This is a genomic window from Novosphingobium sp. (genome assembly GCF_965214355.1).
Lineage (GTDB): Bacteria > Pseudomonadota > Alphaproteobacteria > Sphingomonadales > Sphingomonadaceae > Novosphingobium.
The window spans coordinates 1,414,303-1,437,314 of sequence record NZ_CBDCBI010000002.1 but is presented as its reverse complement, the minus strand read 5'-3'; the positions used below and the strand labels follow the sequence as shown (position 1 = coordinate 1,437,314).

Genomic DNA, 23,012 nt, shown 5'->3' with positions numbered 1-23,012 from the left:
ATGGCCGTGATTTTGTCAAGCCGCCGCCCCCGGACGGGGGTACCCGAACGGGCCGTCACGTGGCCCCTAAAAGAAAAAAGACCGATGAAGATCCATCCGCTGATCACCACATCCGACGCGCTGGCCGATCTGTGCGGCCGCCTGGCCAAAGCCGATTTCATCACTGTCGATACCGAATTCATGCGCGAAAACACGTTCTGGCCGGAATTGTGCCTGGTGCAGATCGCCGATGACAAGGAGGCCGCGGCGATCGACCCGATGGCGCCGGGCATCGACCTGACCCCGATGCTGGACCTCCTGACGCAGAACGAAAACGTGCTGAAAGTGTTTCACGCCGGCGGGCAGGATGTCGAGATCATCTTCAACCTGACCGGGCGGACGCCGCATCCGATCTTCGACACGCAGATCGCGATGATGGCGATCAGCCAGTCCGAACAGATCGGCTATTCGAACCTGGTCGAAAGCTGGCTGGGGTTCTCGGTCGACAAGGGTGCGCGCTTTACCGACTGGTCGCGCCGCCCGCTGACCGAGCGCCAGATCGAATACGCGATCGGCGACGTCACCCATCTGTCGAAGATCTTTCCGCGCATGCTCAAGCGGTTGATCCGCACCGGGCGCGGCGAATGGCTCGATATCGAGATGGAAAAGCTTGCCGATCCGGCGAACTATCGCAGCGACCCCGAAACCGTCTGGCTGCGGATCCGGCCGCCCAGCCGCAACCATGCCGTGCTCGGCCGGCTGAAAGCGCTCGCCGCCTGGCGCGAAACCGAGGCGATGGACAAGAACATCCCGCGCGGGCGAATCATGCGTGACGAAACGCTGGCCGACATTGCCAGCCACCCGCCGCGCGACCAGGCGGACCTGGCCAAAGTGCGCGGGCTGTCGGCCGGGTGGCGCGACAACGAAATCGGTCGCCGCCTGATGCAATGCCTCACCGGTGCGCAGCCGCTGACCGATGCCGAACTGCCGCCGCGTGCGCCACGCGGCGCGCCGCTGGGCAAGGAAGGCGCGCTGGTCGCCGACCTGCTGAAACTGCTGCTGAAAATCCGCAGCCGCGAAATCGATGTCGCCGCCCGCCTGCTGGCACGCAGCGACGATCTCGAAGCGCTGGCTGCCGGGCAACGCAGCGGGTTGGCCATCCTCGAAGGCTGGCGCTTTGAACAGTTCGGGCGTGATGCGCTTGAACTGGTCGAAGGCAAAGTCGCGTTCGCGGTCGTGCGCAACCGGCTGAAAATGGCGCATATCGACGATATCGGGAATTCCGGGCCGGAAACGCCCGAGATTGCACAGGACGACGATGACGACGACGGAATGTTCAAGCCGATCGACGCCGACGAAACCGGCGAGACCCAAAGCGCCCACGAAACGCCCGAAGCCTGATGGCGATCTATCTGCCTACACTCAAGCAGCTGCAATACCTGGTGGCGCTGCACGAACATGGCCACTTCGGGCGCGCGGCAGAAGCGTGTTTTGTTTCGCAATCGACGCTGTCGGCCGGCCTGCGCGAGCTCGAATCGCTGCTTGACGTGGTGCTGGTCGAACGCACGCGCCGCGTCGTGCGGTTTACCCCGCTGGGCAACCAGGTCGTGGCCAAGGCACACCGCCTGTTGCGCGAGGCCGAGGAATTGTCCGAACTGGTCCAGTCGCACGGGGTGCCGCTGGCCGGCGAATTGCGCATGAGCGTCATCCCCACGATCGCACCGTTCCTGTTGCCGCGCATCCTGCCCCGCCTGCGCGCCGAACGCCCGCAACTGCGCCTGTTCCTGCGCGAGGAACCCAGCGCCGCCGCGATCGAATCGCTGCACCATGGCCGCGCCGATTGCGTGCTGCTCGCGCTGCCGTTCCCCACCGGCGATGTCGAGATGCACCATCTGTTCAACGACCCTCTGCTGATCGCCCTGCCCCACGATGACATTCTGGCGCATCTGGGCGACCCGCCGCCCATGGTCGCCCCGTCCTCGATCGACCAGAACCGCCTGTTGCTGCTCGAAGACGGCCATTGCCTGCGTGAACATGCGCTTGCCGCCTGCAACCGCCCCGAATTGCGCGCCAGCGCAACGATGATCGGCACGTCGTTGCACACATTGGTGCAAATGGTCGACAACGGCCTGGGCCTGACCATGCTGCCCGAAATGGCCATCAACGCCGGCATCCTGATGGGCACGCGCATCGTCGCCCGCCCCCTGATCAGCGACCATGCCTTGCGCGAAATCGCGCTGGTCTGGCGCAAAAACTCGCCCCGTGCAGAAGAATTCCGGTTGCTGGCCGAGGAACTGCGCGCGGGCTGAGACGGCGCGCTGCCGCCACGGGGGGGAGAGGTGGGTTGTCCGCTGCGGGATTTTTCCCCAGCTTCAATCCATGTGCTTCAAACCGATTCGCAGGTAATCCCATCCGGTGATCACCGTCAGCACCGCTGCGGTCCACAGCGTGGTCAGCCCGACGGTATGCGGCACATTGACCTCGTACCCGTCGATCAGCCACATCCAGTGGGGCAAGGCCGTGCCCAGGATCAGCGCGCCCAGCGCCACCATTTGCGCGGTGGTTTTCCATTTCGCCAGCTTTGACACCGGCACCGAAACCTGAGCGCTGCCCAGAAATTCGCGCAGGCCCGAGACCGCGATCTCGCGCAGCAAAATGACCAGCCCGGCAATGACATGCAGCGATCCGACATAAGGCCCGGTCAGGATGCCGCGCGCCGCCAGCACCAGGATCACCGCCGCGATCATGATCTTGTCCGCAATCGGATCCAGAAACACGCCCAGCTTTGATACGGTGCCCTGCGCGCGCGCCAGATAGCCGTCGAAATAGTCGGTGATACCCATCAGGCAGTAGATCGCAAAACCCAGGCCATAGCCCAGCGGCCATTCGGGCCACCACAGCAGGCCGACCAGCACGGGCACCGTAAAAATCCGCGAAAGGGTCAGGATATTGGGCAAAGTCAGCATGGCGATCCGCCCGTATCCGTTCATGTGCACGTTGGAAACATCGGCGCATATCAAACATTGTTACCGGAAATACATCAATATGCTTCGTACAATCAACAAGCCCTTGCCCGCCCCGCCCGGGACGTTAAGGGTTTCGCCATATGGGGATGCGATCCGGGGCGCGATGACCACCAATTCGAATCTGATTAGCCAGAGGCGCTTTCTACCGCTGTTCGTCACCCAGTTGCTGGGGGCTTTCAACGACAACCTCTACAAAAACGCGATGCTGTTGTTCGTGGTTTATGGCCTGTACAATTCCGAAGCGCAGGAAACGCGGTTTTCCGCGATCGCATCGGGCCTGTTCATCATGCCGTTCCTGCTGCTGTCGGCGCTGGCCGGCCAATTGGCCGATATGCGCGACAAGGCGCGGCTGATCCGCATCATCAAGACGTGCGAAGTGGCGATCATGGTGGTGGGTGCTGCGGGGCTGATCCTGGCGTCGCATCATGTCTCGGTCGAAACGCTGGCTATCCCGCTGATGCTGGCCGCGCTGTTCGCGATGGGTGTTCATTCCGCGTTTTTCGGCCCGATCAAATACGCCATCCTGCCGCAGCACCTGCGGCCGAACGAAGTGCTGGCAGGCACCGGCCTGGTCGAGGCAGGCACCTATATCGCCATCCTGGCGGGTACAATCCTTGCCGGGTTCATTTCGGTGCAATGGGCCGCGATGGCGGTTGTCGCGGTCGCGATCATCGGCCGGATCGCCGCGCAAAGCGTGCCTTGCGCGCCACCGGTTCACGCCTGTCAGCGGATCGACCTGCATGTCATACGCTCGTCGGTGAACCTGGTGCGCATGACCATGCGCCATCCGCGCGTATTCCTGGCGATTGCCGCGATCAGCGTGTTCTGGGGCGTGGGCGCGGTGCTATTCATCCAGTTTCCGCCGCTTGCCAAGAATGTGTTGGGCGCCAGCAAAAGTGTCGCCAGCCTGTTTCTCGTGGTGTTTTCGATCGGCGTGGCGCTCGGGTCGGTGTCGATCAACCACCTGCTGCGCGGCAAGGCCTCGGCGCGCTTTGCCCCGATCTCGATCGTGGCCATGGCGCTGTTCATCGTCGCGTTCGATATTGTGTGCCGCATGTGGCCCGCGCGCGATCACAGCCATATGCTCGATGCCTGGTCGTTCGTGATGCAGCCGATGGCGATTCCGCTGCTGGGTACGCTGCTGGGCATCGCAGTGACCGGCGGCATGTTCGTCGTGCCGCTCTATGCGTTTTTGACCACGATCGTGGACAAGGCGGAAACCTCGCGCACGATTGCCGCCAACAACATCGTCAATTCCGCCGCGATGGTCATCTCGTCGGTGTTTGCGGTCAGCCTGACCGCGATCGGCGTAGCCATCGTCCACCAGCTGTTGCTCGGCGCGGCGCTGTGCGCGGTATCGGCGCTCTTGTCATGGAAGCTGTACCAGGTCGAAAAGGCCCATGTCGGCGAGATCGAATACACCTTCTGACCATCCCCTCCCGAGAAGGGGAAAGACACATCTCAGGCCAGCAAGAACATCTGCAGCGCGATGAAGCACGCGCAATAGGCAAGCAGGAAATCGCGCGCGTCCTGGCGCGTGATGCGGCGCCAGTTAACCGGCGGCGAGCGCAATGCGCCGCGCGCGATGGCTGCTTCCACTTCGGGTTCGAAGCGCGGTAGCGGCAATGCGAGATGGTCCTGCACCCGGCCTGGCAGGTTGCGGCGAAAGGCGTTGGGTTGGCCGGGGCGTCCCGGCACGAGTGTGATCATGCTCATGCTGATGGCTTTAACGGGTTGTTAACCCCTTTAGTATCCCTCCCCCGGCGCTGAATTCGCGCTGTTCAGGAAAGGGACACCAGCCCCCCGGCCATGTCGATGATCAACGCCCATTCCTCGGGCCGCACGGCCGCTACCGACAGACGCGACTGGCGCACGATGTCCATCCCCGCCAGTTCCGGCGTGGCCTTGATCGTCGCCAGTGTGACCGGCATTTTCAGCCAGGCCACCGGCTTCACTTTGACCGCCGCCCATTTGGCGTCGCCGGGATCGGTCAATCCGGGCACCGAAACCTGCGCCACCGCGACGATATTCTTGCCGGTGTTGGAATGGTAGAAAAACGCGAGATCCCCTTCCCGCATCGTGCGCAGATTGCGCGCAGCGGTATGATTGCGCACGCCGTCCCACGTCCCCTCCCCCTCGGCGATCAGATCGTCGAAGCCATAGGCATCGGGTTCCGACTTCAACAGCCAAAGCTGTTTGCCGGTAACATCGGGATTGGCAAAGCGGGTCATGGTGTTCCAATAGAGCGGGCATGATGATCACGGGAAAAGCCATGTCGCCTGAAACGCCGATGCTGCCAACCCTTCACGGTATATCGCTGGCCGGGGATCCCCGGAATTTGCCGCGCGCGCTGATGGACAGCTTTGGCGAATTCGGTTTTGCACTCGTCACCGACCATGGCATCGCACCCGCGTTGATTGCGCGCGCATGGGACCTGACCGCGCAGCTGTTTGCGCAACCTGACGCCGTCAAACGGCGCGGCCATGTGCCGGGCAAAGGTGGCGCGCGCGGCTACACCCCGTTCCGCACCGAGATTGCCAAGGGCGCCACTGTCCACGATCTCAAGGAATTCTGGCATGTCGGCCGCGACCTGCCGGCTGGCCATCCGCTGACACACAGCATGCCGCCCAATGTCTGGCCCGAAGCGCCGGACGGATTTGCCGGGACGTTTCGTGCGTTGTTTGCGGAATTCGACCGCATCGGCGCCCAGATCCTGGCGTACCTTGCCACCGCGCTGGGTCTCGCGCCGGACTGGTTCGATGCCGCGATCGATGAGGGCAATTCGGTGCTACGGCTGCTGCATTATCCGCCGATCGATGATGCGCCGGAAGGCGCTATCCGCGCCGGCGCGCACGAGGACATCAACCTGATCACGTTGCTGCTCGGCGCCGAAGAGGCCGGTCTGGAGCTGCTGGCGCGTGACGGACAATGGGTCGAAGTCATCCCCCCGCCGGGCGCACTGGCGGTGAATATCGGCGACATGCTGCAACGCCTGACCAACCACGTGCTGCCCTCGACGACGCACCGCGTACGCAACCCAAGCGGCGAGCGCGCCCGGTTCAGCCGCTATTCGATGCCGTTTTTCCTGCACTTGCGCAGCGACTTCGTCATCCGGACACTGCCCGGATGCGTAACGCCGGACAACCCGGACCGCTATCCAAACCCGATCACCGCCGACGAATACCTGCAACAACGCCTGCGCGAAATCGGCCTTCTGCCGTCTTAGCTCCCCTCCCCTTCAGGGGAGGGGTTGGGGGTGGGGCCTCTCCCCACTCGCCGAGGCTGCCTGAAGCATGGGATATAGCCGAGAGCCCCCACCCCAACCCCTCCCCTGAAGGGGAGGGGCAAAGAGACCGAAAATCACCAAACGTGGACGCGAAGTTCCGGTGCCAGGTACAGCTTCTGCTCGGGCTTTACGTCGAACGCCGCGTACCATTCGTCCATATTGCGCACGATCCCGTTGACGCGGAACTTGTCCGGGCTGTGCGGATCGCCCAGCAATTGCTCGCGCAAGGCCTCGTCGCGCGTGGATGCCTGCCAGCTTTGCGCATAGGACAAAAAGAACCGCTGATCACCGGTCATCCCGTCGAGCTCGGTCGCCGCGCCGTGCCGATCCTGATAGCGGTGCCACGCCGCATAGGCGACTTCCAGCCCACCCAGATCCGCCAGGTTTTCGCCCAGCGTCAATGCACCCTTGATATGCACGCCCGCAATCGGTTCGTACGCGTCGAACTGTCTGGTCAGCGCCGCAGCCTTGGCCTTGAACCGGGCGGTGCTTGCCGCCGTGCCCCAGGCGCGCAGGCGGCCCTGCCCGTCGAACTGGCGCCCCTGATCATCGAAACCATGGCCCATTTCATGGCCTATGGTCGCGCCTGCCCCGCCGTAATTCACCCCCGGATCGGCATTGGGATCAAAGAACGGCGGTTGCAATTCGGCCGCCGGAAACGTGATCTGGTTGGTCGTCTCGCTGTAATAGGCGTTCACCGTCTGCGGGTTCATATCCCACAAACCGCGATCGACCGGCCCGCCATAGCGCTTGGCCTGCAGCGCCCAGCCGAACCGCTCCATCTCGATCGCGTTGGCAAAGGCATCGTCTGAAGCGTGAAAATCGCTGTAGTCGATCGGCGTTTTCGGGCCCGCCACGCGTGCTTCGAAAGTGGCCAGCTTGGCCAGCGCAGCTGTTTTGGTCGGCGCGTCCATCCATGCCGCGTGGTTGATCTTGTCGGCATACGACGCTTTCAGATCATCGATCAGTTCGCCCATCTGCTTGTCGGCTTCGGGCGACCAGTGCGTTTTCAGATAGATCTGTCCGACATCCTGGCCCAGTGCGCTGTCGACCATGTCGACGCCGCGCTTCCAGCGCGGACGCTGCTGCGTCACGCCTTCGAGCACCACGCCGTAGAAATTGAACCGCGATTGCACGAATTGCGCCGATAAATACGGCGCCATATCGCTGACCAGGCGAAACACGAGGTAATCGCGCCACACTTCGACCGGATCGGTGGCGAGATGATGCCCGATCGCGCGCACCGCACTGGGCTGGCGGATTACGACCATGTCGGCCTTGGGCAGGCCGAGCTTGTTCAGCATCGCTTCCCACGCCACGCCCGGCGCATACGTCGCCAGCTTTGCACGGAGCACCGGATTGTATGTCGCGACAGGATCGCGCATCCGTTCGGGCGCCCAGTCGTCCTTCGCCAGCGCAGTTTCCAGCGCCAGGATCGAAGCGGCGCGCGTCGGCCCATCCGACACGCCGGCCAGCGCAAACAGCTGGGTCATGTATTCGACATAGGCCTTGCGCACGGCGACATATTTCTCGCCGTTTTCCAGATAATATTCGCGCGCCGGCAGGCCGAGTTCGCCCTGCCCGGCATACACCGCATAGTGATCGGGCCGCTTGACATCGGGCGCGACACTGAACCCGATTGCATTTGCAAACCCGGGCTCTGCCATCAGCGCCATCAATTCGCCGCGAGTCTTGATCACCGCGATCCGCGCGATCATCGCCTGCAGCGCGGTCACGCCGTGCGCCTCGATCGCCGGTTCATTCATGAACGCCGACCACACTGCCGCGATGCGCTGCGCGGTCGGACTGTCAGGGTGGGCAACCGCATTCAGCGCGATCTTGCGCACATCCTCGGCGGATTTGTCTTCTAGATCATAGTTATAACCGATGCGTGTCTTGTCGGGCGGGATCGAGGTGTGATCGGCCCAATTGCCCTCCATATAGGCAAAGAAATCATCGCCAGGCACGATGTCGCGGTTCATGTTGCCGGTATCGATACCCAGGCTGCCATAAACCGGCGCGTCGGGGTCTCGGGCATTCGGGGCTGTATGCGTATCTGCGTTTTGGGCCATCAGCGGCGCAATGGGCAGGGCGACAAGCGCGCACGTCAGCGCGCGGCGAAACCAGGTGCGGGTCATCAAACCTCCGTCGGAACCCGCGCCATGAGGGGAAAGGCGCGGACATCGTCGCCGCGCGGCATAGCACGACGGTGCGAGAATGCCAGTTTTGCGAGATGAACGCGACGCTGCCCACTTTTTATGGACGGGCGGATTATCGTGCCCGCGCGCGGAAAGCAGCGATACCCTTGCCGAAATCGTCGCCCGCAAAGGCGTTGTCGAAAAGATCGTCGAGCGCGGGATCATGCCCCAGCGGGGCACGCGCCACCGCTGTTTTCAACGCCGCGAGGCTCGATGGCGAAAGTGTTGCCATGGATCGCGCCATAGCCCGCGCCGCGCCCGATGCGTCATCTGCCACGATCTCCACCAGCCCGATCCGTGCCGCCTCCGCCGCATCGATCCGCGCTGCGCCATACAGCATGCGTGCGGCCTGCCCCGGGCGGACCAGCGCCACCAGCCGTGCGACATCCTCTTGCGGATAGGTGATCCCCAGCTTTGCCGGGGGCACGGCAAACACCGCGCGCGGGGTGGCAATGCGCAGATCCGCAGCAAGCGCCAGCGCCACGCCCGCACCAAAGCAATCGCCGTCGATTGCGGCGATCACCGGCATCGGCAGCCGTGCCAACGGCTCCAGCGCGTCGCGCATCGCCACCCGGAACGGCGCACGCAAGGCCGCGTCGTCGGCCAGCGCGGCAATTTCGCCAATGTCGGACCCCGAACAGAACATGCCCGGCGCCTTTGCGCAGAGCACCACCGCACGCGGTCGCCCAGCGCCGATCGCAGCGCCGATCGCGGCGACCGCAGCCGACAGCGCGTGCCATCCCGCCAGTGTCAGCGCATTGCGCGTCGCCGGCGCTTCGAGCGTGATCGTGGCCACGGCGTCGGTAATCTCGATTTCGATCATGCCCGCCGGATACTCGCCGGCGCGCAGGACAACAAGACCGGGGCTGGACGCCGCGCGCACAATGCGTATCCCGGGACATATGGAACCAGCCACCCCGACCCCGCGCGCGCATCTCGGCCCGGCCATGGCCACGCTGATTGCGCTGGGCATGATCATGTCGACCGATGTGCTGAAAACTGCCCCCACCGTGGCGCTGAATGTCGCGCCGGGGCAGTTCGGCTGGCTGTGGGTGCTGGGCGGGCTGGCGACGGTGGTGGGTGCGCTGTCGTATGTCGAAATGGCCTGCGCGTTTCCCGATGCCGGCGGCGAATACAGTTTCCTGTCGCGTGCCTGGGGGCCGCGCTTCGGCGCACAATATGCGTGGTCGCGCTTTGCGGTAATGCACACCGGGTGGATCGCGCTGATGGCGTATCTGCTGGCCGATTACGCGGGCGCAGTGGTGCCGATGGGTCCGCTTGCGCACACGCTGTGTGCCTTGGCGGTGGTGATCGCGCTGACAGGCCTGAACTGCGTCCATGTCCGGCTCGGGTTTCTGACGCAGGCCACGCTTGTCGCCCTGGTTGCGGCAGGGTTTGCCGCAGTGATCGCGGCCGGGTTTGTCGCGCATCCTCCTGCGATTGTTGCCGCAACCGCACCGGTTCAGCCCCGCCTGGGTGTTGCACTGATCTATGTGTTTCTGGCCTATGGCGGGTGGAGCGACATTGCGACGCTGTCGGCCGAGCTGCGCGCCGGGCGGCGTGGTATGGCGCTGGTCACGCTGGGCGCGATCGCCTTGCTGATCATGCTGTATGTCGCGCTCAACGCCGCGATGGCGCATGGGCTGGGCATGGCGGCGCTCGCGCACAGCACGGCGCCCGGCGCCGATGTTGCGCGCGCGGCCTTCGGCACGCCCGGCGCCTGGGTGGTGGTCGGCGTGGTGGTGGTATCCGCGCTGGCCAGCATGAATTCGACGCTGATCGTCGGCGCGCGGATCACCAGCGCGGCGGCGCGCAATATCCCGGTGCTGCAACCGCTGGCAGGTTGGCATGCCACGCGCGGCACGCCCGTGTCTGCGGTCATCGCGGTCGGCGGGTTTTCGGCGGTGTTGACTGTCTTTGCGGGCCTGGCCGGCAACGGCTTTGGCGCGATGGTCGACTACATGACCCCGGTCTACTGGGTGTTCATCGTGTTCGGCATGGGCGCCGCGATCCGGTTGCGCCGGGGGCACGATGCAGCGGCATTTCCGTTCCGCACACCGCTGTTTCCGCTGTTTCCGCTGGCGTTCGGCGGCCTCGCGCTCGCCATGCTGTGGTCATCGCTGACCGAGCTTGGGCCCGCCGCGCTGGCCGGCGCGGCGGTCATGGCGCTTGGCGTGGTGCTGGAACGGCTGGTGCGCCGGCGTTCAGTCGTGCGTGCGCAGGCGCAGGATGGACGCTGACACCGCGCCTGCCGGCACTGTCGTCAATCGGGCACGCAACGCGGTCAGGAACTGTCGTTCGGACGCATAGTCGCTCAATTCGTTGCCAAACAGCCGACGATCCGAAGCAAGCGCGATCACCATTTCGTTACCAAAGGGCGGCCCCACCTGAAACCGCGCCGCCTTGGCCCCATCCAGCCCGATGACCACGCTGTGATGCCCCGGGGTGCCGGGCGCAACGGTGCCGCGAAACAGTTCGACCGCACTGCCATCGGCCTGCACATAGACGATGCTCAGTTCCGGTTTGCCCGCGGGCACGTCCACGCCGATGCCGAACAATTCGCCCGCACGCATGATTACCGGATCACCGCTGCGCGCGGCGCCGCTGTCAGTCATCGCGACCATCGCCACGTCGCCGGTAATCCGCGATGGGCCCACCGTCAGTTCGGCCTCGCATTGTGGCCAGGGGTGATAGGCCATGGACCAGCCGGCATGCGGATCAACCGCCAGCAGCGCAGCGTGCAGCTCGTCCAGCGTATCCTTGCCGCCGGCAAATCCCGTGACCGACAGATGCCCGCCCACCTGCTTCACTTGCGCCGAGCCGCAGGGCAATTTGGCGAGATCGGCATCGAGCGTCTGGCGCGGCGACAGGCCAGGCTGCGAGTGGGCCGTGTCGGCGTGCGGCATATCGTGCAGCGCATAGGCCTCGTAGACCAGCGTCCGGAACGTGTCATACCCGATCCAGGCATAACCATGATCGCCCCAGTCTGTGCCCCAGCTGTTGATCACGCGCAGCGCCTGGCGATCCTCGTCATACCCGATCACGGTCATCGCGTGAAAATTGGCATGTTCGGGCGTCCGGTGGGTATAGACGGTGGCGTCCTTCACTGCATACCAGTCATCGGCGACCGGCATGGCAAACACCACCGGCTGTCCTTGGGCGAGCGCGCCCTTGATATCATCGACCGCCATCGCGGATTTGAACGGACCCGACGTTTCGTGCTCGATCGCGCGCCAGCCGCCTAGCCGGTATAGCGCGGCCTTGCTGATCAGCGACTGTGGTGCGGGCGTCGTGCACTGGTTCACGTCGTCGGGAAAATCCGCAAACGTCACGGTGCCCTCGTGCTGCAACACGCCCAGCGCATCGACGATCTTGGTGGGGCGATCGCATAGCGATCCGGGCCGGCGCAAGCGATTATAGACATAGGCCGGGCTCATTTCCTCCGCGGGCAATGACGGCTGATGGCCCATTTCCCGGCCCGACAGAAAGCCGCGCGCGGCATATGTCGTCGCCCAGGCCACACAATCGGGTTGCTGTCCCTGATACCCCGGCTTGGGAAAAAATGGCGTCAGATCAACCGATTTTGGCAGAAATGCGCGAAATGTTCCCAGCTTTGGCAATGTTTCGTAGTCGGCCGGATCAATCGGATCTGCCCCTGTCACAAACATCGTGTGGAGCGCAGGCGGTGGTGCCACGGTGTCGCCGGCGAGCAGCGGAAAGGCCCCCACCCCCATGCCCGCCGCCAGCGCGGCAACACCCCCCAGCCAAACCATCTTGCCCATACGACCATCCCCCCGGATCACGGTAAATTGCGGTGCGTCAGAACCGATAGCCCAGCGTCAGCGATATGGCGTGATAATGGTCGGTCGAAACGTACTGGTCGCTGGCGCGGGTATACAGGATCCCGACGCGCAATTGTTCGAAGCGGCTTTTCTGTTCGGCTTCACGCGCGCGCACACCCATGCTGAACCCCAGCTCGTGCGTTTTCTTGAAGAACAGCGGATCCTTGGTCGCGATCGTGAACACGTAGCTGGCGCGCAGCGATGTCTGGCGCCCGAACATCCGCGATTTCAGCGGCAACTGATACGCGATCCCGTTGCGGAACACCCAGTTGATCACCGGAAAATAGAACTTCTGGCTCGTCAGCAATTTGGTGCTGTGGGTATAGGCGACCATGTCGCCGATGATGATTTCACCGCGCCCGACATGGCGGATCTGATACCGGCTGGTCAGCGATCCGGTGCCCAGTTCGCCATTGCCGCCGAAATAGCTGCCGGCCAGCGCAACCCCGTACGACACGCGCGGCGTGATCAGCCAGTTCGGCTGCGCCGGCAGCTCGAGACCGACGTTCAGCGTGCCCGACACCGCCGTGGCACCGGGAAAGGAATAGCCGAGCGCATGCACGGTATCGGGGTGCAGGATGTTGATCGGCGCGTCGATGATCAGGCGCGCGCGGCTGCCTTCGAACACGCGCTGCGCATGCTGGTAATGCAGGTCGTAACGCTCGCCATTCTGGTTCTGGATGCCCCAGCGCGTCAGCGTGCCGCCGATCGTATCCGAATCGCCGTCGGGTTCGCCGCGATCCTCGCCCTCGGCCTCGACATCGAGCATGTTCAAACTGTCGCGCACCGCCTGGAACTGCAGGCTGTTCGGGCTGCCCTCGGTGGGATTGTAGGCATAGTATCCCGATGTCGGAAGACCCTGGTTCGGAATCTGTTGGCCCAGCGCGGTCATCGGCGCCGCGGCCGCCAGCAGAACCAGCGTCGTCGTGATGGTAGTGGCAGGCTTCATTATGGCATTCCCCGGTTGTGCAGCGAATGGATGGTCCCCTTCCGCCAGTCGAAAATTTTCCGTTGCCCGTTCAGTGCAGCGCCTCGTCCGGGCTCAATTCGCGCACGACGCGCAGGCCGGCGTCGTCGCGTTTGCGCGAGGCATCGGCGGCAAAACGGTTCGCCGCGCGCAATTCCTCGGGCGCGCTCTGGAACGATCCGCCGCGCAAAATCCGGCTGCGGCACGGCTGGTCGGCGCAGCCCTGCGTCCACGTCCAGGCATTGCCATTCATCTGGTACAGCCCGAACGCATTGGGCGGATAGGCGCCCACCGCTTCGGGATAGCCGCGATAGGGCGCGGTCGGCGATCCGTGATAGCTGGCGGTCTGGTCGTAATTCGCATCGCCCGGTGTGATGGCATCCCCCCATGGAAACACGGTCGCGGCGCCGGCGCGGTCGGCATATTCCCACTGGGTTTCGGTCGGCAATTGATAGGGCAGCCCCGATTGCACCGACAGCCAGGCGACATAGCCTTGCGCATCTTCAAAGCTGATCCCGGTCACCGGAATCGACGGGTTGGGATTTTCCTTTGACCAGTCGGATATTGCGCGGCACGCCTTGTCGCGCACACACGCCGCCCATTCGCTGATCGTGACGGCATAGACGCCCATCGCAAACGGCCGGTCGATCGCGACGTCGTGCTGGACCGGTTCATCGCGCTGTCGCCTGGGCTCGGTCAGTGGCGAGCCGAGCCGGGCGGTACCCGCCGGAATGACACGCATGTACGGGCAGTTCGCGCAGTCGTAGAACCGGTCCTGGTTGTTCAGATCGCACGACACGAAGCACGGGGGCGATCCCTGCAGGCCGTAATCGAATGTCGGTTTCTGCAGCGCCTTGCTTGCCTTTACCGCGGTCACCGCCACGCGGTCCGATGTGCGTTTCAACGCATCGGCGATATTCTGCTGCGGCCGGCGGATCTCTTCGGCAAACACGCGCGAAAACGTGCCGTCGTCGAACGCGACCTGGTCGGGGCTGGTCGAAAACGCGACCAGGTACCCCTGGTCCGGCCGGAATGCGCCATCGGACTGGTGAATCAGGCGGCGCAAACCCTTGCTGCCTGCCTGTACGCCGACACCCGCGTCGGCCAGCGGCGCAGCCGGCGCATCCACCGCAGATGCGGCAACGACATTGCGGCACATGTCGAGCACGATCAGGATGTTCTTGGCGCCCGAACCGAGCAGCGTGCGAGTCAGATACGCGCGCGTCAGGCTGAGACTGCCGGCGGTCAACTGCCTGTCCGCATCGGTCGGCACCAGCGCCGGATCGCCAAAGCTGGACAGCGCGGCGCCATGGCCGGAAAAGTACAGCACGCCAAACGCCTCGGGCCCGGCGGCCGCCAGCTTTTCGCGGAATTCGGCGACCTTCGCCTGCATCTGCGCGAGCGTCAGGTCGCGATTGACCTGCACCGTGGCCGCGCCCGACGCATCGGTAAACCCGGTCGCACCAAGCGCGGCCGCAACCCGGTCGCCATCCACCCCGGTCTTGGCAAGATGATCGTAATTGGCATAGGCGCCATTGGCGATCACCAGCGCCAGGCGGGGCGCACGTGTCGCCGACGCAGCAACGTCGCTACCGCCCAGGCACAGCATGGCCAGCAGCGCGCACAACAGGCCGAACGCCTGGCGCATTCAGTGTGTTCCCCGCAGCCGGAATTCGACTTGCGTGACGCGCTGATCGACACCGTCGACATGCAGCACCGCATCGTAATTGTCCGCCGCTGCATAACGGCCGGCGCGCGGGCCGGTAAACATCTTGCCGAAAAACGACATGAACCCGCGGCTCTGTTCGCAATACTGGTGCATGGTCACCGCGCCGCCGGTCGATTTGACCTGGGTCAGCCAGGCTGCGAGTTCAGGCGGAGCGCCGCCATCGACTGCAAATGGCGCCGACATGTCGACGACTACACTTGGCTGCCGCCGACCCAGCCGGTTGTGCAACAGCCCCTCGAATTTCGGCGTTTCGGGCGATGCTGCGACGATCGCGATGTCGGCCCGGCCAAAGGGTCGCGGGCATGATTTGAACATCGACACCGGTGCTGGCGGTGATGGGGGTGATGGCGGTGCTGGCGGCAAAATTGTGGGATCCATGGCCAGGGCCGGTGCCTGCGGAACGGCCACCGGCGCGGACGACGTATCGGCAACGGGCGAAGCCCGCAGAACGATGACGCCCCGCGATTGCGACGGATCTGCCTGCGTCGCGCTGATCGCCACCGGTGGCAAAGCACCGGGCGATTCGGCGGACGTTTGCGCGATTGCTGGTGCGATATGCGTCAGTATTCCCATACTTAACAACACAGCGGTGCAAACGGCCGACAATCGAAAAAACGTCAATCGAAACTGTTTCCCCCGAAACCGCCTCATAGCCCCACCTTGTAAAAAAACGATTTTTTAAAATCCCCAACAGTGCGATTTTAATTTGTTACCGTGCTGTATACCGGGTTAGCTTTCTCTGTGATACGATTGCAACTGGAATCTTCGGGAGCATGCTTTGAAGAAAAGAAAAGATGCCCGTCTGATCATAGTAATGGCAATCGGCGCCCTATATTTGTCGTGCTATTCATCATCTTATGCCGAGACTCGCGCTTTGCTCGTCGGTGCCTGGAAATTCGCAAATCCGCAGATTCCTGACTTGAAAGGCCCTGAAAACGACCTGGCCGCGATGGACACGCTGATGCGATCCGAAGGGGCGAGCGATGTGACCGTCCTGCGCAACGATCAGGTCAGCCGCACCACGGTAGAGACCGCGCTCCATGCCCTGGGCCTGCGCGCAAAACCTGGCGACTGGATCGTGTTCTATTATTCAGGGCATGGGGCGGAGGCACATACCGCGGTAAAGGGTACCCGCGACGGCGATCTCGACCAGTTTGTGCCGCTGCCCGGGTTCGACCAGATGCACCCGGATGCCGAACGGTTCATTGTCGACAAGGACTTCTATGCCTGGCTGTCGCGGTATATTCCGCCCAGCGTCAAAGTGCTGATGATTGCCGACACCTGCCATTCGGGAACGATGAACCGGTCGGTCGACCCTGCGCTGTTTCATTTCGTGCCGCGACTGGCGTTTCGCGGCGATGCCGACGTGTTCGACCTCGTCGCGCGCCCGGCCCCGCAATTCCCTGCGGTCCTGCCCGACACCGACGCCGCCGCCTTTCCCATGGCCACGCCCGACAGGCCCGATCTGCCCAATGTGATTTTCGTCGGCGCTGCGCAGGACGACCAGGTGGCGTGGGAGCACGAATTGCCGGTGACAGGCGCGCCATCGCGCGGGTTCCTGACGTATTCGTTCGAACAGGGCCTGACTGCGCGATCGGTGGACGGCAAGACCCTGGTGGCCGATGCGAACGGCGATGGCAAGATTTCGGTCGGCGAGCTGGCGATCTACCTCGACAGCCAGGTGCGCGGGTTGAGCGGCGAACGCCAGAAGCCACGCACATCGTTCGTTTCGGGAAACGAGAATCTGGCGCTGTTTGCGCAATTTCCCGCCCGCGCGCCGTTAGCTCCGCAATCGCCCCTGCCGGGCCTGTTTTCCGCGCAGCCGGGGGCGCAGGCACTTCTGGCGACCGGCGATCATCCCTGGACCGTTGCGGCGAGCGCAGCGCAGGCCGATTTCCTGTGGGATGCCAGGACGGGCAAGCTGGTGCGCCAGACCGGTGATACGGTCGCGCAAGGCGTCACGGGCCCGGCGCAACTGCGCGGCGCACTCGAAAAATGGCGCGCAATCGGCGCGTTGCGGCCGTATATGAACGAGACGCGGGCGCAGCTCGTCATCGGGCCGCAGACTTCTGGCGCGCGGTATGGTCCCGATGCGCTGGTCAATGTCGCGCTGAAACATGCGCAGGACTTGCCGGCGTCCACGTACGTAACGATTTTCGATCTGACGTCGCTGGGTACGGTGCAATTGCTGTACCCGGTGGAAGCCGCCGATGGGGATGGCAAACTTGGGCCGGGCGGCGCGATGCCTGTGGTGAACACCCAGGCCGTTGCGCCTTATGGCGCGGATCACGTCGTGGCGCTGGTCACTGCGGCGCCGCCGATGCAATTCAGGGCGCTGTTGCAGACTCTGAACAACCAGCCCGCCGCGATGCAAGTGGTCGAGCCGATCCGCAAGGTGCTGGCCGATCCGGGAGCACAAGCCAGGCTGTCGATCGCGGAGATCTATACCGGGTCGTAGCGAGAATGTTGGAAAACTGGTGGAGCCTAGTTCCGTATAACTTCACTCCACCCTCCTGCGCTGCTGCGTGTCCTGCCAATCGGCCGTCAGCCAAGCATCGTAATCGGTGTCGTGCAATATAACCGGGATTGCGTTCGGATGGATCACCGACTTGGCGACATGGCGGATCTCGGCGCTGTCAGATCTGCGGGCTTCCTGCCGCTTAATCGCAGGCGTCATGAACCAAATGGCTGGCCAAGCATTTGAACGGAGTAGCTAGAACAGGAAACGACATCATGTCCCTGCTGAAAATCGGCATTGTCTCGTCCGTCGCCTACGGGCTCTATCGGTATGTCACCACACGATCGGATAGCGAAATGCCGCGCGCAGCGTTTGCGAGCGGCGAATCCACGCCTGGTACCATCGAAGTCCGTAACGCCGGGCCCGCAGCCATGGCAGGCGAACAGCCCAGATGGGATAAAGTCGACCAGGCCAGCGACGAAAGCTATCCTGCCAGCGATCCGCCAGCGTCTAACCGCTTTACCTGACAGGGCAAGGCGGTGCAGGATCGCAATCGATCACCTCTGCCAGCGGCCGGCGCGCCTCACCGGCCACATCGTCTTGATCCCGCCAACCTGCTTCTCTAGTAACATGCCAAAGTCGACCATCGAGCTCTGCCAAGAGCCTGTCGGTAATCCGACCTGGCGCGCCGGCCCTTCGCATTACTGCGGTGACGCTCGAGAGGAAAAACCGCTACTTCAGAGTTTTAAAGCAGGAAACTGGTGGAGCCTAGCGGGATCGAACCGCTGACCTCTACAATGCCATCGTAGCGCTCTCCCAGCTGAGCTAAGGCCCCACGTGTTTTACGCCGGTGCCCTGGGAGGCATGGCATGGTCCGGCGGGTGTTGCGCCGGGAGCCGCGCCTTTATGGCAGGGCCAGTGCGCTTGCAAGACGAAATTGCGAGGCGCGCATTTTTTATGGACGGACGCCCGCCCTCCCGGAGAGGACGGACGCCCGGACCCGATCAGCTTTCTTCGTCGTTGCCTTCGTGTCCTGGTACACCCAGGTCATCGTCGCCGCCGAGATCGACATCATTGTCGGGCGAATCGCCGTCTTCATCGATGTCGAGATCTTCATCCGCCAGATCGCCGTCGACGACTTCGTCGACTTTTTCCTTCTGGATTTCGGCATAAGGGATCGGCTGTTTCGATTTCAGCACCGGGTCGGGATGCCAGGCATACTTGCATTCGACGCAAGTTACCGGGTCATCCTTGCCCAGATCGTAAAAACGGGTGCCACACTTGGGACAGCTGTGCTTGGCACCCCATTCCGGCTTGACCATGAAGTTTCCTCAAGTCCTGCCCGCCCCGGACTGTCCAGGGTCGGTCGCAAAATACGCGTGGGTCATGGGCGAGCGAAAGCAGGCTGGCAAAGCGCTCGTGCCCATGCAGAGCCCGGCGCCTTGCCATAGGCGCGCGCCGCTGTCAAAAGCCGCGCAATCACAGCAAGGCTTTTTCGTGTCCCAACCCATTTCCCTGGCCCAGCCCCGTCGTTTTGTCGCCAAAGGCCCGCTGACCGGCGCGATCCGCGTACCCGGGGACAAATCGATCAGCCATCGTTCGATCATGCTCGGCGCGCTGGCGGTGGGGGAAACGCGCGTGACCGGGTTGCTCGAGGGCGAAGATGTGCTGGCGACCGCCGCCGCGATGCGCGCGATGGGCGCCACGATCGAGCGCCAGGCTGATGGCGACTGGCTGGTTGCAGGTGTCGGCGTGGGCGGGCTGCTGCAGCCTGCGGGCGCGCTCGACATGGGCAATTCGGGCACATCGACACGGCTGCTGATGGGCCTGGTCGCGGGTCATGCGATCACCGCGTGCTTCATCGGCGATGCCAGCTTGTCGAAACGGCCGATGGGCCGCGTGATCGCGCCGCTGAGCGACATGGGTGCCAAATTCACGGCTTATCCGGGGGGCCGCCTGCCGCTGATCGTGACCGGAGCGGAAACACCGGTGCCGATCACCTACCGCCTGCCCGTTGCCTCGGCGCAAGTCAAAAGCGCGGTGCTGCTCGCCGGGCTGAATACGCCCGGCGTGACCACGGTGATCGAGCCGGTGCCCACGCGCGACCATTCCGAACGGATGCTGCGCGGATTTGGCGCGGAGCTGTCGGTCGATATCGAAGACGGCGCGCGTGTCGTCCGCCTGACCGGCCAACCCGAACTGCGGCCGCAGGCGATCGTCGTCCCCGGCGATCCGTCGTCGGCGGCGTTCTTCGTCGTCGCGGCGCTGATCGTGCCGGGGTCGGACGTGCTGGTCGAAAACGTCGGGCTGAATGCCACGCGCGCCGCGCTGTTCGATATCCTGCGCCTGATGGGTGGGCACATCGTCGCGGTGAACCCGCGCGAAGTCGGCGGCGAACCCGTTGCCGATCTGCATGTGAAGGCAAGCGAGCTGACCGGCATTACGGTTGATCCGGCGGTCGTGCCGGCGATGGTCGATGAATTCCCCATACTGTTCGTCGCCGCGGCGCTGGCGCATGGCTGCACGACCACGTCGGGCCTCGAAGAATTGCGCGTCAAGGAATCGGATCGGATCGCCGCGATGTGCGCCGCGCTGACGCTGGCGGGCGCAACCTTGTGCGAAACGCCCGACGGCATGGTCATCGACGGCAGCGGTGGAAAGCGCCTGACTGGCAGCGGAAACACCGCGATCGTCACGCATCTCGATCACCGCATCGCGATGGCGATGGCCGTCGCGGGCCTCGCCAGCGACAACGGTGTGACGGTGGACGACACCCGCCCGATCGCCACCAGCTTCCCGATGTTCGAGCAGCTGCTGCATCAGGCGGGCGCGGCATGATCATTGCCGTCGATGGGCCCACCGCATCAGGCAAAGGCACGATTGCCAAGGCGCTGGCCCGCCATTTCGGCCTGCCGCATCTGGATACCGGCCTGTTGTATCGTGCGGTCGGATACCAGGTCGTGCTGGTCGACGGCGATCCCGACAATGCCGCCGATGCCCTTGCCGCGACGGCATTTGCCGATGACCTGCTGGACGAGCCTGCACTGCGCAGCGAAGCGACCGGCGCACTGGCCAGCCGCGTCTCGGTCCACCCCGAAGTGCGCGCCGCGCTGCTGACCCGTCAACGCCTCTTTGCCGACCAACCGGGCGGCGCCGTGCTCGACGGCCGCGATATCGCGACAGTGATCGCACCCCACGCCGACGCAAAACTGTTCGTCACCGCCAGCATCGCCGCGCGCGCGCTGCGCCGCTACCTCGAAATGCGCAAACGCGGCGAAGACGTCAGCCGCGACGCCATCACCGCCGACCTGGCCGCACGCGACGCCCGCGACACCGCCCGCGCCGCCGCACCCTTGCGCCGGGCCGAGGACGCGGAATTGCTCGACACCTCGGCATTGACGCCCGAGGCTGCCGTTGCGGCCGCAGTCGCGCTCGTGCAGAAACAGGCGCATCCAAACTGATCGCTTGCATTCGCACCATCAGTCGTTAAGGGCCACCGCTTCGCCCCGCATGCGGGACGAAACACCAAGAAAGCCGGAGGGGCCCCGCAATCCCGCGGATCGCCAGCGATCGGTTAGAGTATTAAGGACGCAACGGCCATGCCGCTCTACGAGCATGTCTTTCTTGCGCGCCAGGATCTGAGCCAGGCTCAGGTCGACGCGCTTGCCGCCACCGCCACCGAGATCATCGAGACCAACCACGGCAAAGTCGTGAAGGTCGAGAGCTGGGGTCTGCGGTCGCTGGCATACAAGATCCAGAAGAACCGCAAGGCGCATTTCGTGCTGATCAACGTCGAAGCCCCTCCGGGCGTCGTCGCCGAACTCGAACGCCAGACCGCGATCAACGAAGACATCATCCGCTTCCTGACCGTGCGCGTCGACGAACTCGAAGCCGGCCCGTCGGTGATGATGCGCAAGAACGACCGCGAACGCACGCGTCGTCGCGAACGCGAAGGGGAATAAACCATGGCTCGTCCGTTTTTCCGCCGCCGCAAGAGCTGCCCGTTTTCGGGCAAGAATTCGCCCAAGATCGACTACAAGGACGTACGCCTGTTGCAGGGTTTCATGTCCGAACGTGGCAAGATCGTCCCCAGCCGCATCACTGCGGTCTCGGCAAAAAAGCAGCGTGAACTGGGCCAGGCGATCAAACGCGCCCGGCACATCGGCCTGCTGCCGTACCTCGTCAAGTAAGGAGCGCACACCATGCAGATCATCCTGCTCGAGCGCATCGAAAAGCTGGGCACCATTGGCGATGAAGTCACCGTAAAGGATGGCTACGCGCGCAATTTCCTGCTGCCGAACAAAAAGGCCCTGCGCGCCAACAACGCCAACCGGAAAATCTTTGAATCCAACCGGGCAAAGATCGAATCCGACAACGAAGTCCGCCGTGACGAAGCCCAGGCCGAAGCCGGCAATGTTGAAGGCAAGGAAGTGGTGCTGATCCGCGCCGCGTCCAACGCCGGTCAGCTGTACGGCTCGGTTTCGGTCCGCGACATCGCCGAGGGCCTGGTCGCGCAAGGGTGCAAGGTCACCAAGGCCATGGTCGTGCTGGATCGCCCGATCAAGTTCATCGGTGTCTCGACCGTGCGTGTCCAGCTTCACCCCGAAGTGTCGGTCACGGTCAAAGCCAACGTCGCCCGTTCGGCCGACGAAGCCGAACTGCAATCGAAGGGCGTCGACGTGATCGACGCGATGTTCGACGGCGAAAGCGGCGGCTTTACCGAAGCGTACGATCCCAATGCGGAACCGGGCGAAATCCCGACCGACCTGCTCGACGACGACGCGGCGCCTGCCGACGCCTGATCGTTTATCGATTGATCGAAAAAAGGCGCCCCTCGCGAGTGGGGCGCCTTTTTTTTGCCTGTCCGGGGGGGGCCCTGCAAGCTCCCCCCGGCAGGTTGATTGCGTCAGACGCTTACGGCGTGGTGCCGCCGCCCGAGCTCATTCCTCCCGACGACGTCGTGCCGCCCGACGATGACATCCCGCCCGACGATGACATCCCGCCCGAGGATGACATCCCGCCCGAGGATGACATCCCGCCCGAGGATGACATCCCGCCCGAGGATGACATCCCGCCCGAGGATGACATCCCGCCCGAGGATGACATCCCGCCCGACGATGACGTGCCGCCCGACGACATTCCGCCGGACGAGGTCATGCCGCCCGACGAACCGGTGGTGTGACGATGGCTGGTCCGGCTGGAGCCGGTGGTGCTGTGGTGGGTGGTCCTGGACGAGCCCGGGTGGGTCTTTTTCATCCCGCCCGTGCCGCCGGGGTTGGTGGTGCCCGGCATCGTGCTGCCGCCAGTGCCGGTTCCCGCTCCGGCCCCCGACCCACCTGCACCGCCGCCCGACACCTGGGCAAACGCGGGGGTGGCAATGGCAAGTGAAATTGCCAGCACACTCGTTGCTAGAATTCTGATCATGCTCGTTCTCCGGATTCCCGGGCGCTTCGATCGTCGCCTGGTTATACAAGAATGAAGAAAGCAGCGCGATTGATCCTTAACACAAACAAATAATTGAGAAGTT

25 protein-coding genes and 1 tRNA gene are annotated in these 23,012 nt (G+C 63.9%); 14 read left to right on the top strand and 12 right to left on the bottom strand.

Annotated features, from left to right (window positions below; translation table 11 throughout):
* Positions 1 to 84: 84 nt before the first annotated feature.
* Together rnd and ACOOE2_RS07075 are read left to right on the top strand one after the other, a co-directional pair.
* Positions 85 to 1,380 (top strand): ribonuclease D, encoded by a 1,296-nt coding sequence (rnd, locus tag ACOOE2_RS07080; RefSeq protein WP_420382313.1) that lies wholly within the window; start codon positions 85 to 87, stop codon positions 1,378 to 1,380.
* A complete protein-coding gene (locus tag ACOOE2_RS07075; RefSeq protein ID WP_420382312.1) occupies positions 1,380 to 2,288 on the top strand; it encodes a hydrogen peroxide-inducible genes activator in 909 nt (302 codons plus the stop codon). The genes rnd and ACOOE2_RS07075 overlap by 1 nt, the downstream gene beginning before the upstream one ends.
* 63 nt (positions 2,289 to 2,351) lie before the next feature.
* Here the strand turns inward: ACOOE2_RS07075 and pgsA are convergent, their stop codons facing one another.
* Positions 2,352 to 2,945 (bottom strand): CDP-diacylglycerol--glycerol-3-phosphate 3-phosphatidyltransferase, encoded by a 594-nt coding sequence (gene pgsA, locus ACOOE2_RS07070; protein WP_420384571.1) that lies wholly within the window; start codon positions 2,943 to 2,945, stop codon positions 2,352 to 2,354.
* Between the two features lie 163 nt (positions 2,946 to 3,108).
* Between pgsA and ACOOE2_RS07065 the strand changes: the two genes are divergently transcribed.
* Positions 3,109 to 4,434, top strand: a complete 1,326-nt coding sequence (locus tag ACOOE2_RS07065) for an MFS transporter (RefSeq protein WP_420382311.1) — start codon at positions 3,109 to 3,111, stop codon at positions 4,432 to 4,434.
* A gap of 32 nt (positions 4,435 to 4,466) precedes the next feature.
* Here ACOOE2_RS07065 and ACOOE2_RS07060 read toward each other — a convergent pair whose 3' ends face one another.
* Together ACOOE2_RS07060 and ACOOE2_RS07055 are read right to left on the bottom strand one after the other, a co-directional pair.
* Complete coding sequence (locus ACOOE2_RS07060; RefSeq protein WP_420382310.1) at positions 4,467 to 4,721, bottom strand: hypothetical protein; 255 nt, start codon at positions 4,719 to 4,721, stop codon at positions 4,467 to 4,469.
* Between the two features lie 65 nt (positions 4,722 to 4,786).
* Positions 4,787 to 5,236, bottom strand: coding sequence for an EVE domain-containing protein (locus ACOOE2_RS07055; RefSeq protein WP_420382309.1), 450 nt, complete (start codon positions 5,234 to 5,236; stop codon positions 4,787 to 4,789).
* 41 nt (positions 5,237 to 5,277) lie between these two features.
* Here ACOOE2_RS07055 and ACOOE2_RS07050 point away from each other — a divergent pair, with 41 nt between their 5' ends.
* Positions 5,278 to 6,231 carry an isopenicillin N synthase family dioxygenase gene (locus ACOOE2_RS07050; RefSeq protein ID WP_420382308.1) on the top strand — a complete coding sequence of 318 codons (954 nt, stop codon included), beginning with the start codon at positions 5,278 to 5,280 and terminating at the stop codon, positions 6,229 to 6,231.
* A 134-nt stretch (positions 6,232 to 6,365) separates the two neighbouring features.
* Here the strand turns inward: ACOOE2_RS07050 and ACOOE2_RS07045 are convergent, their stop codons facing one another.
* Together ACOOE2_RS07045 and ACOOE2_RS07040 are read right to left on the bottom strand one after the other, a co-directional pair.
* Positions 6,366 to 8,429 (bottom strand): M13 family metallopeptidase, encoded by a 2,064-nt coding sequence (locus tag ACOOE2_RS07045; RefSeq protein WP_420382307.1) that lies wholly within the window; start codon positions 8,427 to 8,429, stop codon positions 6,366 to 6,368.
* A gap of 133 nt (positions 8,430 to 8,562) precedes the next feature.
* The gene (locus tag ACOOE2_RS07040) at positions 8,563 to 9,372 is read right to left on the bottom strand and encodes an enoyl-CoA hydratase-related protein (RefSeq protein ID WP_420382306.1); all 810 of its coding nucleotides are present in this window, start codon (positions 9,370 to 9,372) and stop codon (positions 8,563 to 8,565) included.
* Positions 9,373 to 9,391: 19 nt separating this feature from the next.
* Between ACOOE2_RS07040 and ACOOE2_RS07035 the strand changes: the two genes are divergently transcribed.
* Entirely contained in the window at positions 9,392 to 10,729 is a 1,338-nt protein-coding gene (locus ACOOE2_RS07035) for an APC family permease (RefSeq protein WP_420382305.1), read from the top strand.
* Here ACOOE2_RS07035 and ACOOE2_RS07030 read toward each other — a convergent pair.
* From ACOOE2_RS07030 to ACOOE2_RS07015, 4 genes are all read right to left on the bottom strand, one after another.
* The gene (locus ACOOE2_RS07030) at positions 10,694 to 12,271 is read right to left on the bottom strand and encodes a C1 family peptidase (protein ID WP_420382304.1); all 1,578 of its coding nucleotides are present in this window, start codon (positions 12,269 to 12,271) and stop codon (positions 10,694 to 10,696) included. The genes ACOOE2_RS07035 and ACOOE2_RS07030 overlap by 36 nt on opposite strands.
* 37 nt (positions 12,272 to 12,308) lie before the next feature.
* Positions 12,309 to 13,280 carry a hypothetical protein gene (locus ACOOE2_RS07025; RefSeq protein WP_420382303.1) on the bottom strand — a complete coding sequence of 324 codons (972 nt, stop codon included), beginning with the start codon at positions 13,278 to 13,280 and terminating at the stop codon, positions 12,309 to 12,311.
* A 70-nt stretch (positions 13,281 to 13,350) separates the two neighbouring features.
* Positions 13,351 to 14,946, bottom strand: coding sequence for an SUMF1/EgtB/PvdO family nonheme iron enzyme (locus tag ACOOE2_RS07020; protein ID WP_420382302.1), 1,596 nt, complete (start codon positions 14,944 to 14,946; stop codon positions 13,351 to 13,353).
* Complete coding sequence (locus ACOOE2_RS07015; protein ID WP_420382301.1) at positions 14,947 to 15,342, bottom strand: hypothetical protein; 396 nt, start codon at positions 15,340 to 15,342, stop codon at positions 14,947 to 14,949.
* Between ACOOE2_RS07015 and ACOOE2_RS07010 the strand changes: the two genes are divergently transcribed.
* Positions 15,335 to 15,709 (top strand): hypothetical protein, encoded by a 375-nt coding sequence (locus ACOOE2_RS07010; RefSeq protein WP_420382300.1) that lies wholly within the window; start codon positions 15,335 to 15,337, stop codon positions 15,707 to 15,709. The two genes, ACOOE2_RS07015 and ACOOE2_RS07010, sit on opposite strands and share 8 nt — an antisense overlap.
* 132 nt (positions 15,710 to 15,841) lie before the next feature.
* Complete coding sequence (locus ACOOE2_RS07005) at positions 15,842 to 17,485, top strand: caspase family protein (protein ID WP_420382299.1); 1,644 nt, start codon at positions 15,842 to 15,844, stop codon at positions 17,483 to 17,485.
* Between the two features lie 42 nt (positions 17,486 to 17,527).
* On the opposite strand, the gene ACOOE2_RS07000 is transcribed toward ACOOE2_RS07005, so the two are convergent.
* Entirely contained in the window at positions 17,528 to 17,704 is a 177-nt protein-coding gene (locus tag ACOOE2_RS07000; protein WP_420382298.1) for a hypothetical protein, read from the bottom strand.
* 56 nt (positions 17,705 to 17,760) lie between these two features.
* Between ACOOE2_RS07000 and ACOOE2_RS06995 the strand changes: the two genes are divergently transcribed.
* Positions 17,761 to 18,012, top strand: a complete 252-nt coding sequence (locus tag ACOOE2_RS06995; RefSeq protein WP_420382297.1) for a hypothetical protein — start codon at positions 17,761 to 17,763, stop codon at positions 18,010 to 18,012.
* Between the two features lie 232 nt (positions 18,013 to 18,244).
* On the opposite strand, the gene ACOOE2_RS06990 is transcribed toward ACOOE2_RS06995, so the two are convergent.
* A tRNA-Ala gene (locus tag ACOOE2_RS06990) sits at positions 18,245 to 18,320 on the bottom strand.
* A 169-nt stretch (positions 18,321 to 18,489) separates the two neighbouring features.
* Positions 18,490 to 18,807, bottom strand: coding sequence for an FYDLN acid domain-containing protein (locus ACOOE2_RS06985; RefSeq protein ID WP_420382296.1), 318 nt, complete (start codon positions 18,805 to 18,807; stop codon positions 18,490 to 18,492).
* A 175-nt stretch (positions 18,808 to 18,982) separates the two neighbouring features.
* Here ACOOE2_RS06985 and aroA point away from each other — a divergent pair, with 175 nt between their 5' ends.
* The 6 genes from aroA (at position 18,983) to ACOOE2_RS06955 (ending at position 22,667) form a co-directional block, all read left to right on the top strand.
* Positions 18,983 to 20,323 (top strand): 3-phosphoshikimate 1-carboxyvinyltransferase, encoded by a 1,341-nt coding sequence (gene aroA / locus ACOOE2_RS06980; RefSeq protein ID WP_420382295.1) that lies wholly within the window; start codon positions 18,983 to 18,985, stop codon positions 20,321 to 20,323.
* The gene (locus ACOOE2_RS06975) at positions 20,320 to 20,946 is read left to right on the top strand and encodes a (d)CMP kinase (RefSeq protein ID WP_420382294.1); all 627 of its coding nucleotides are present in this window, start codon (positions 20,320 to 20,322) and stop codon (positions 20,944 to 20,946) included. The genes aroA and ACOOE2_RS06975 overlap by 4 nt, the downstream gene beginning before the upstream one ends.
* Positions 20,947 to 21,084: 138 nt before the next feature.
* Positions 21,085 to 21,447: a 30S ribosomal protein S6 gene (rpsF, locus tag ACOOE2_RS06970; RefSeq protein ID WP_420382293.1), complete on the top strand. Its 363-nt coding sequence runs from the start codon at positions 21,085 to 21,087 to the stop codon at positions 21,445 to 21,447.
* A 3-nt stretch (positions 21,448 to 21,450) separates the two neighbouring features.
* A complete protein-coding gene (rpsR, locus tag ACOOE2_RS06965) occupies positions 21,451 to 21,675 on the top strand; it encodes a 30S ribosomal protein S18 (RefSeq protein ID WP_420382292.1) in 225 nt (74 codons plus the stop codon).
* A 12-nt stretch (positions 21,676 to 21,687) separates the two neighbouring features.
* Positions 21,688 to 22,287 carry a 50S ribosomal protein L9 gene (gene rplI, locus ACOOE2_RS06960; RefSeq protein WP_420382291.1) on the top strand — a complete coding sequence of 200 codons (600 nt, stop codon included), beginning with the start codon at positions 21,688 to 21,690 and terminating at the stop codon, positions 22,285 to 22,287.
* Between the two features lie 95 nt (positions 22,288 to 22,382).
* Complete coding sequence (locus ACOOE2_RS06955; RefSeq protein WP_420382290.1) at positions 22,383 to 22,667, top strand: hypothetical protein; 285 nt, start codon at positions 22,383 to 22,385, stop codon at positions 22,665 to 22,667.
* The last annotated feature ends 345 nt before the right edge of the window (positions 22,668 to 23,012 follow it).

Bases quoted from the DNA above. Each gene is read 5' to 3' on its own strand.
- rpsF (WP_420382293.1), top strand. From the start codon at position 21,085: ATGCCGCTCTACGAGCATGTCTTTCTTGCGCGCCAGGATCTGAGCCAG.
- ACOOE2_RS07030 (WP_420382304.1), bottom strand. From the start codon at position 12,271: ATGGGCAAGATGGTTTGGCTGGGGGGTGTTGCCGCGCTGGCGGCGGGC.
- rnd (WP_420382313.1), top strand. From the start codon at position 85: ATGAAGATCCATCCGCTGATCACCACATCCGACGCGCTGGCCGATCTG.
- rpsR (WP_420382292.1), top strand. From the start codon at position 21,451: ATGGCTCGTCCGTTTTTCCGCCGCCGCAAGAGCTGCCCGTTTTCGGGC.
- ACOOE2_RS06975 (WP_420382294.1), top strand. From the start codon at position 20,320: ATGATCATTGCCGTCGATGGGCCCACCGCATCAGGCAAAGGCACGATT.
- ACOOE2_RS07060 (WP_420382310.1), bottom strand. From the start codon at position 4,721: ATGAGCATGATCACACTCGTGCCGGGACGCCCCGGCCAACCCAACGCC.
- ACOOE2_RS07045 (WP_420382307.1), bottom strand. From the start codon at position 8,429: ATGACCCGCACCTGGTTTCGCCGCGCGCTGACGTGCGCGCTTGTCGCC.
- ACOOE2_RS07020 (WP_420382302.1), bottom strand. From the start codon at position 14,946: ATGCGCCAGGCGTTCGGCCTGTTGTGCGCGCTGCTGGCCATGCTGTGC.
- ACOOE2_RS06985 (WP_420382296.1), bottom strand. From the start codon at position 18,807: ATGGTCAAGCCGGAATGGGGTGCCAAGCACAGCTGTCCCAAGTGTGGC.
- ACOOE2_RS07000 (WP_420382298.1), bottom strand. From the start codon at position 17,704: ATGACGCCTGCGATTAAGCGGCAGGAAGCCCGCAGATCTGACAGCGCC.
- ACOOE2_RS07055 (WP_420382309.1), bottom strand. From the start codon at position 5,236: ATGACCCGCTTTGCCAATCCCGATGTTACCGGCAAACAGCTTTGGCTG.
- ACOOE2_RS06995 (WP_420382297.1), top strand. From the start codon at position 17,761: ATGTCCCTGCTGAAAATCGGCATTGTCTCGTCCGTCGCCTACGGGCTC.
- rplI (WP_420382291.1), top strand. From the start codon at position 21,688: ATGCAGATCATCCTGCTCGAGCGCATCGAAAAGCTGGGCACCATTGGC.
- ACOOE2_RS07065 (WP_420382311.1), top strand. From the start codon at position 3,109: ATGACCACCAATTCGAATCTGATTAGCCAGAGGCGCTTTCTACCGCTG.
- ACOOE2_RS07005 (WP_420382299.1), top strand. From the start codon at position 15,842: ATGGCAATCGGCGCCCTATATTTGTCGTGCTATTCATCATCTTATGCC.
- ACOOE2_RS07035 (WP_420382305.1), top strand. From the start codon at position 9,392: ATGGAACCAGCCACCCCGACCCCGCGCGCGCATCTCGGCCCGGCCATG.
- ACOOE2_RS07075 (WP_420382312.1), top strand. From the start codon at position 1,380: ATGGCGATCTATCTGCCTACACTCAAGCAGCTGCAATACCTGGTGGCG.
- ACOOE2_RS07050 (WP_420382308.1), top strand. From the start codon at position 5,278: ATGTCGCCTGAAACGCCGATGCTGCCAACCCTTCACGGTATATCGCTG.
- ACOOE2_RS07015 (WP_420382301.1), bottom strand. From the start codon at position 15,342: ATGTTCAAATCATGCCCGCGACCCTTTGGCCGGGCCGACATCGCGATC.
- ACOOE2_RS07025 (WP_420382303.1), bottom strand. From the start codon at position 13,280: ATGAAGCCTGCCACTACCATCACGACGACGCTGGTTCTGCTGGCGGCC.
- pgsA (WP_420384571.1), bottom strand. From the start codon at position 2,945: ATGCTGACTTTGCCCAATATCCTGACCCTTTCGCGGATTTTTACGGTG.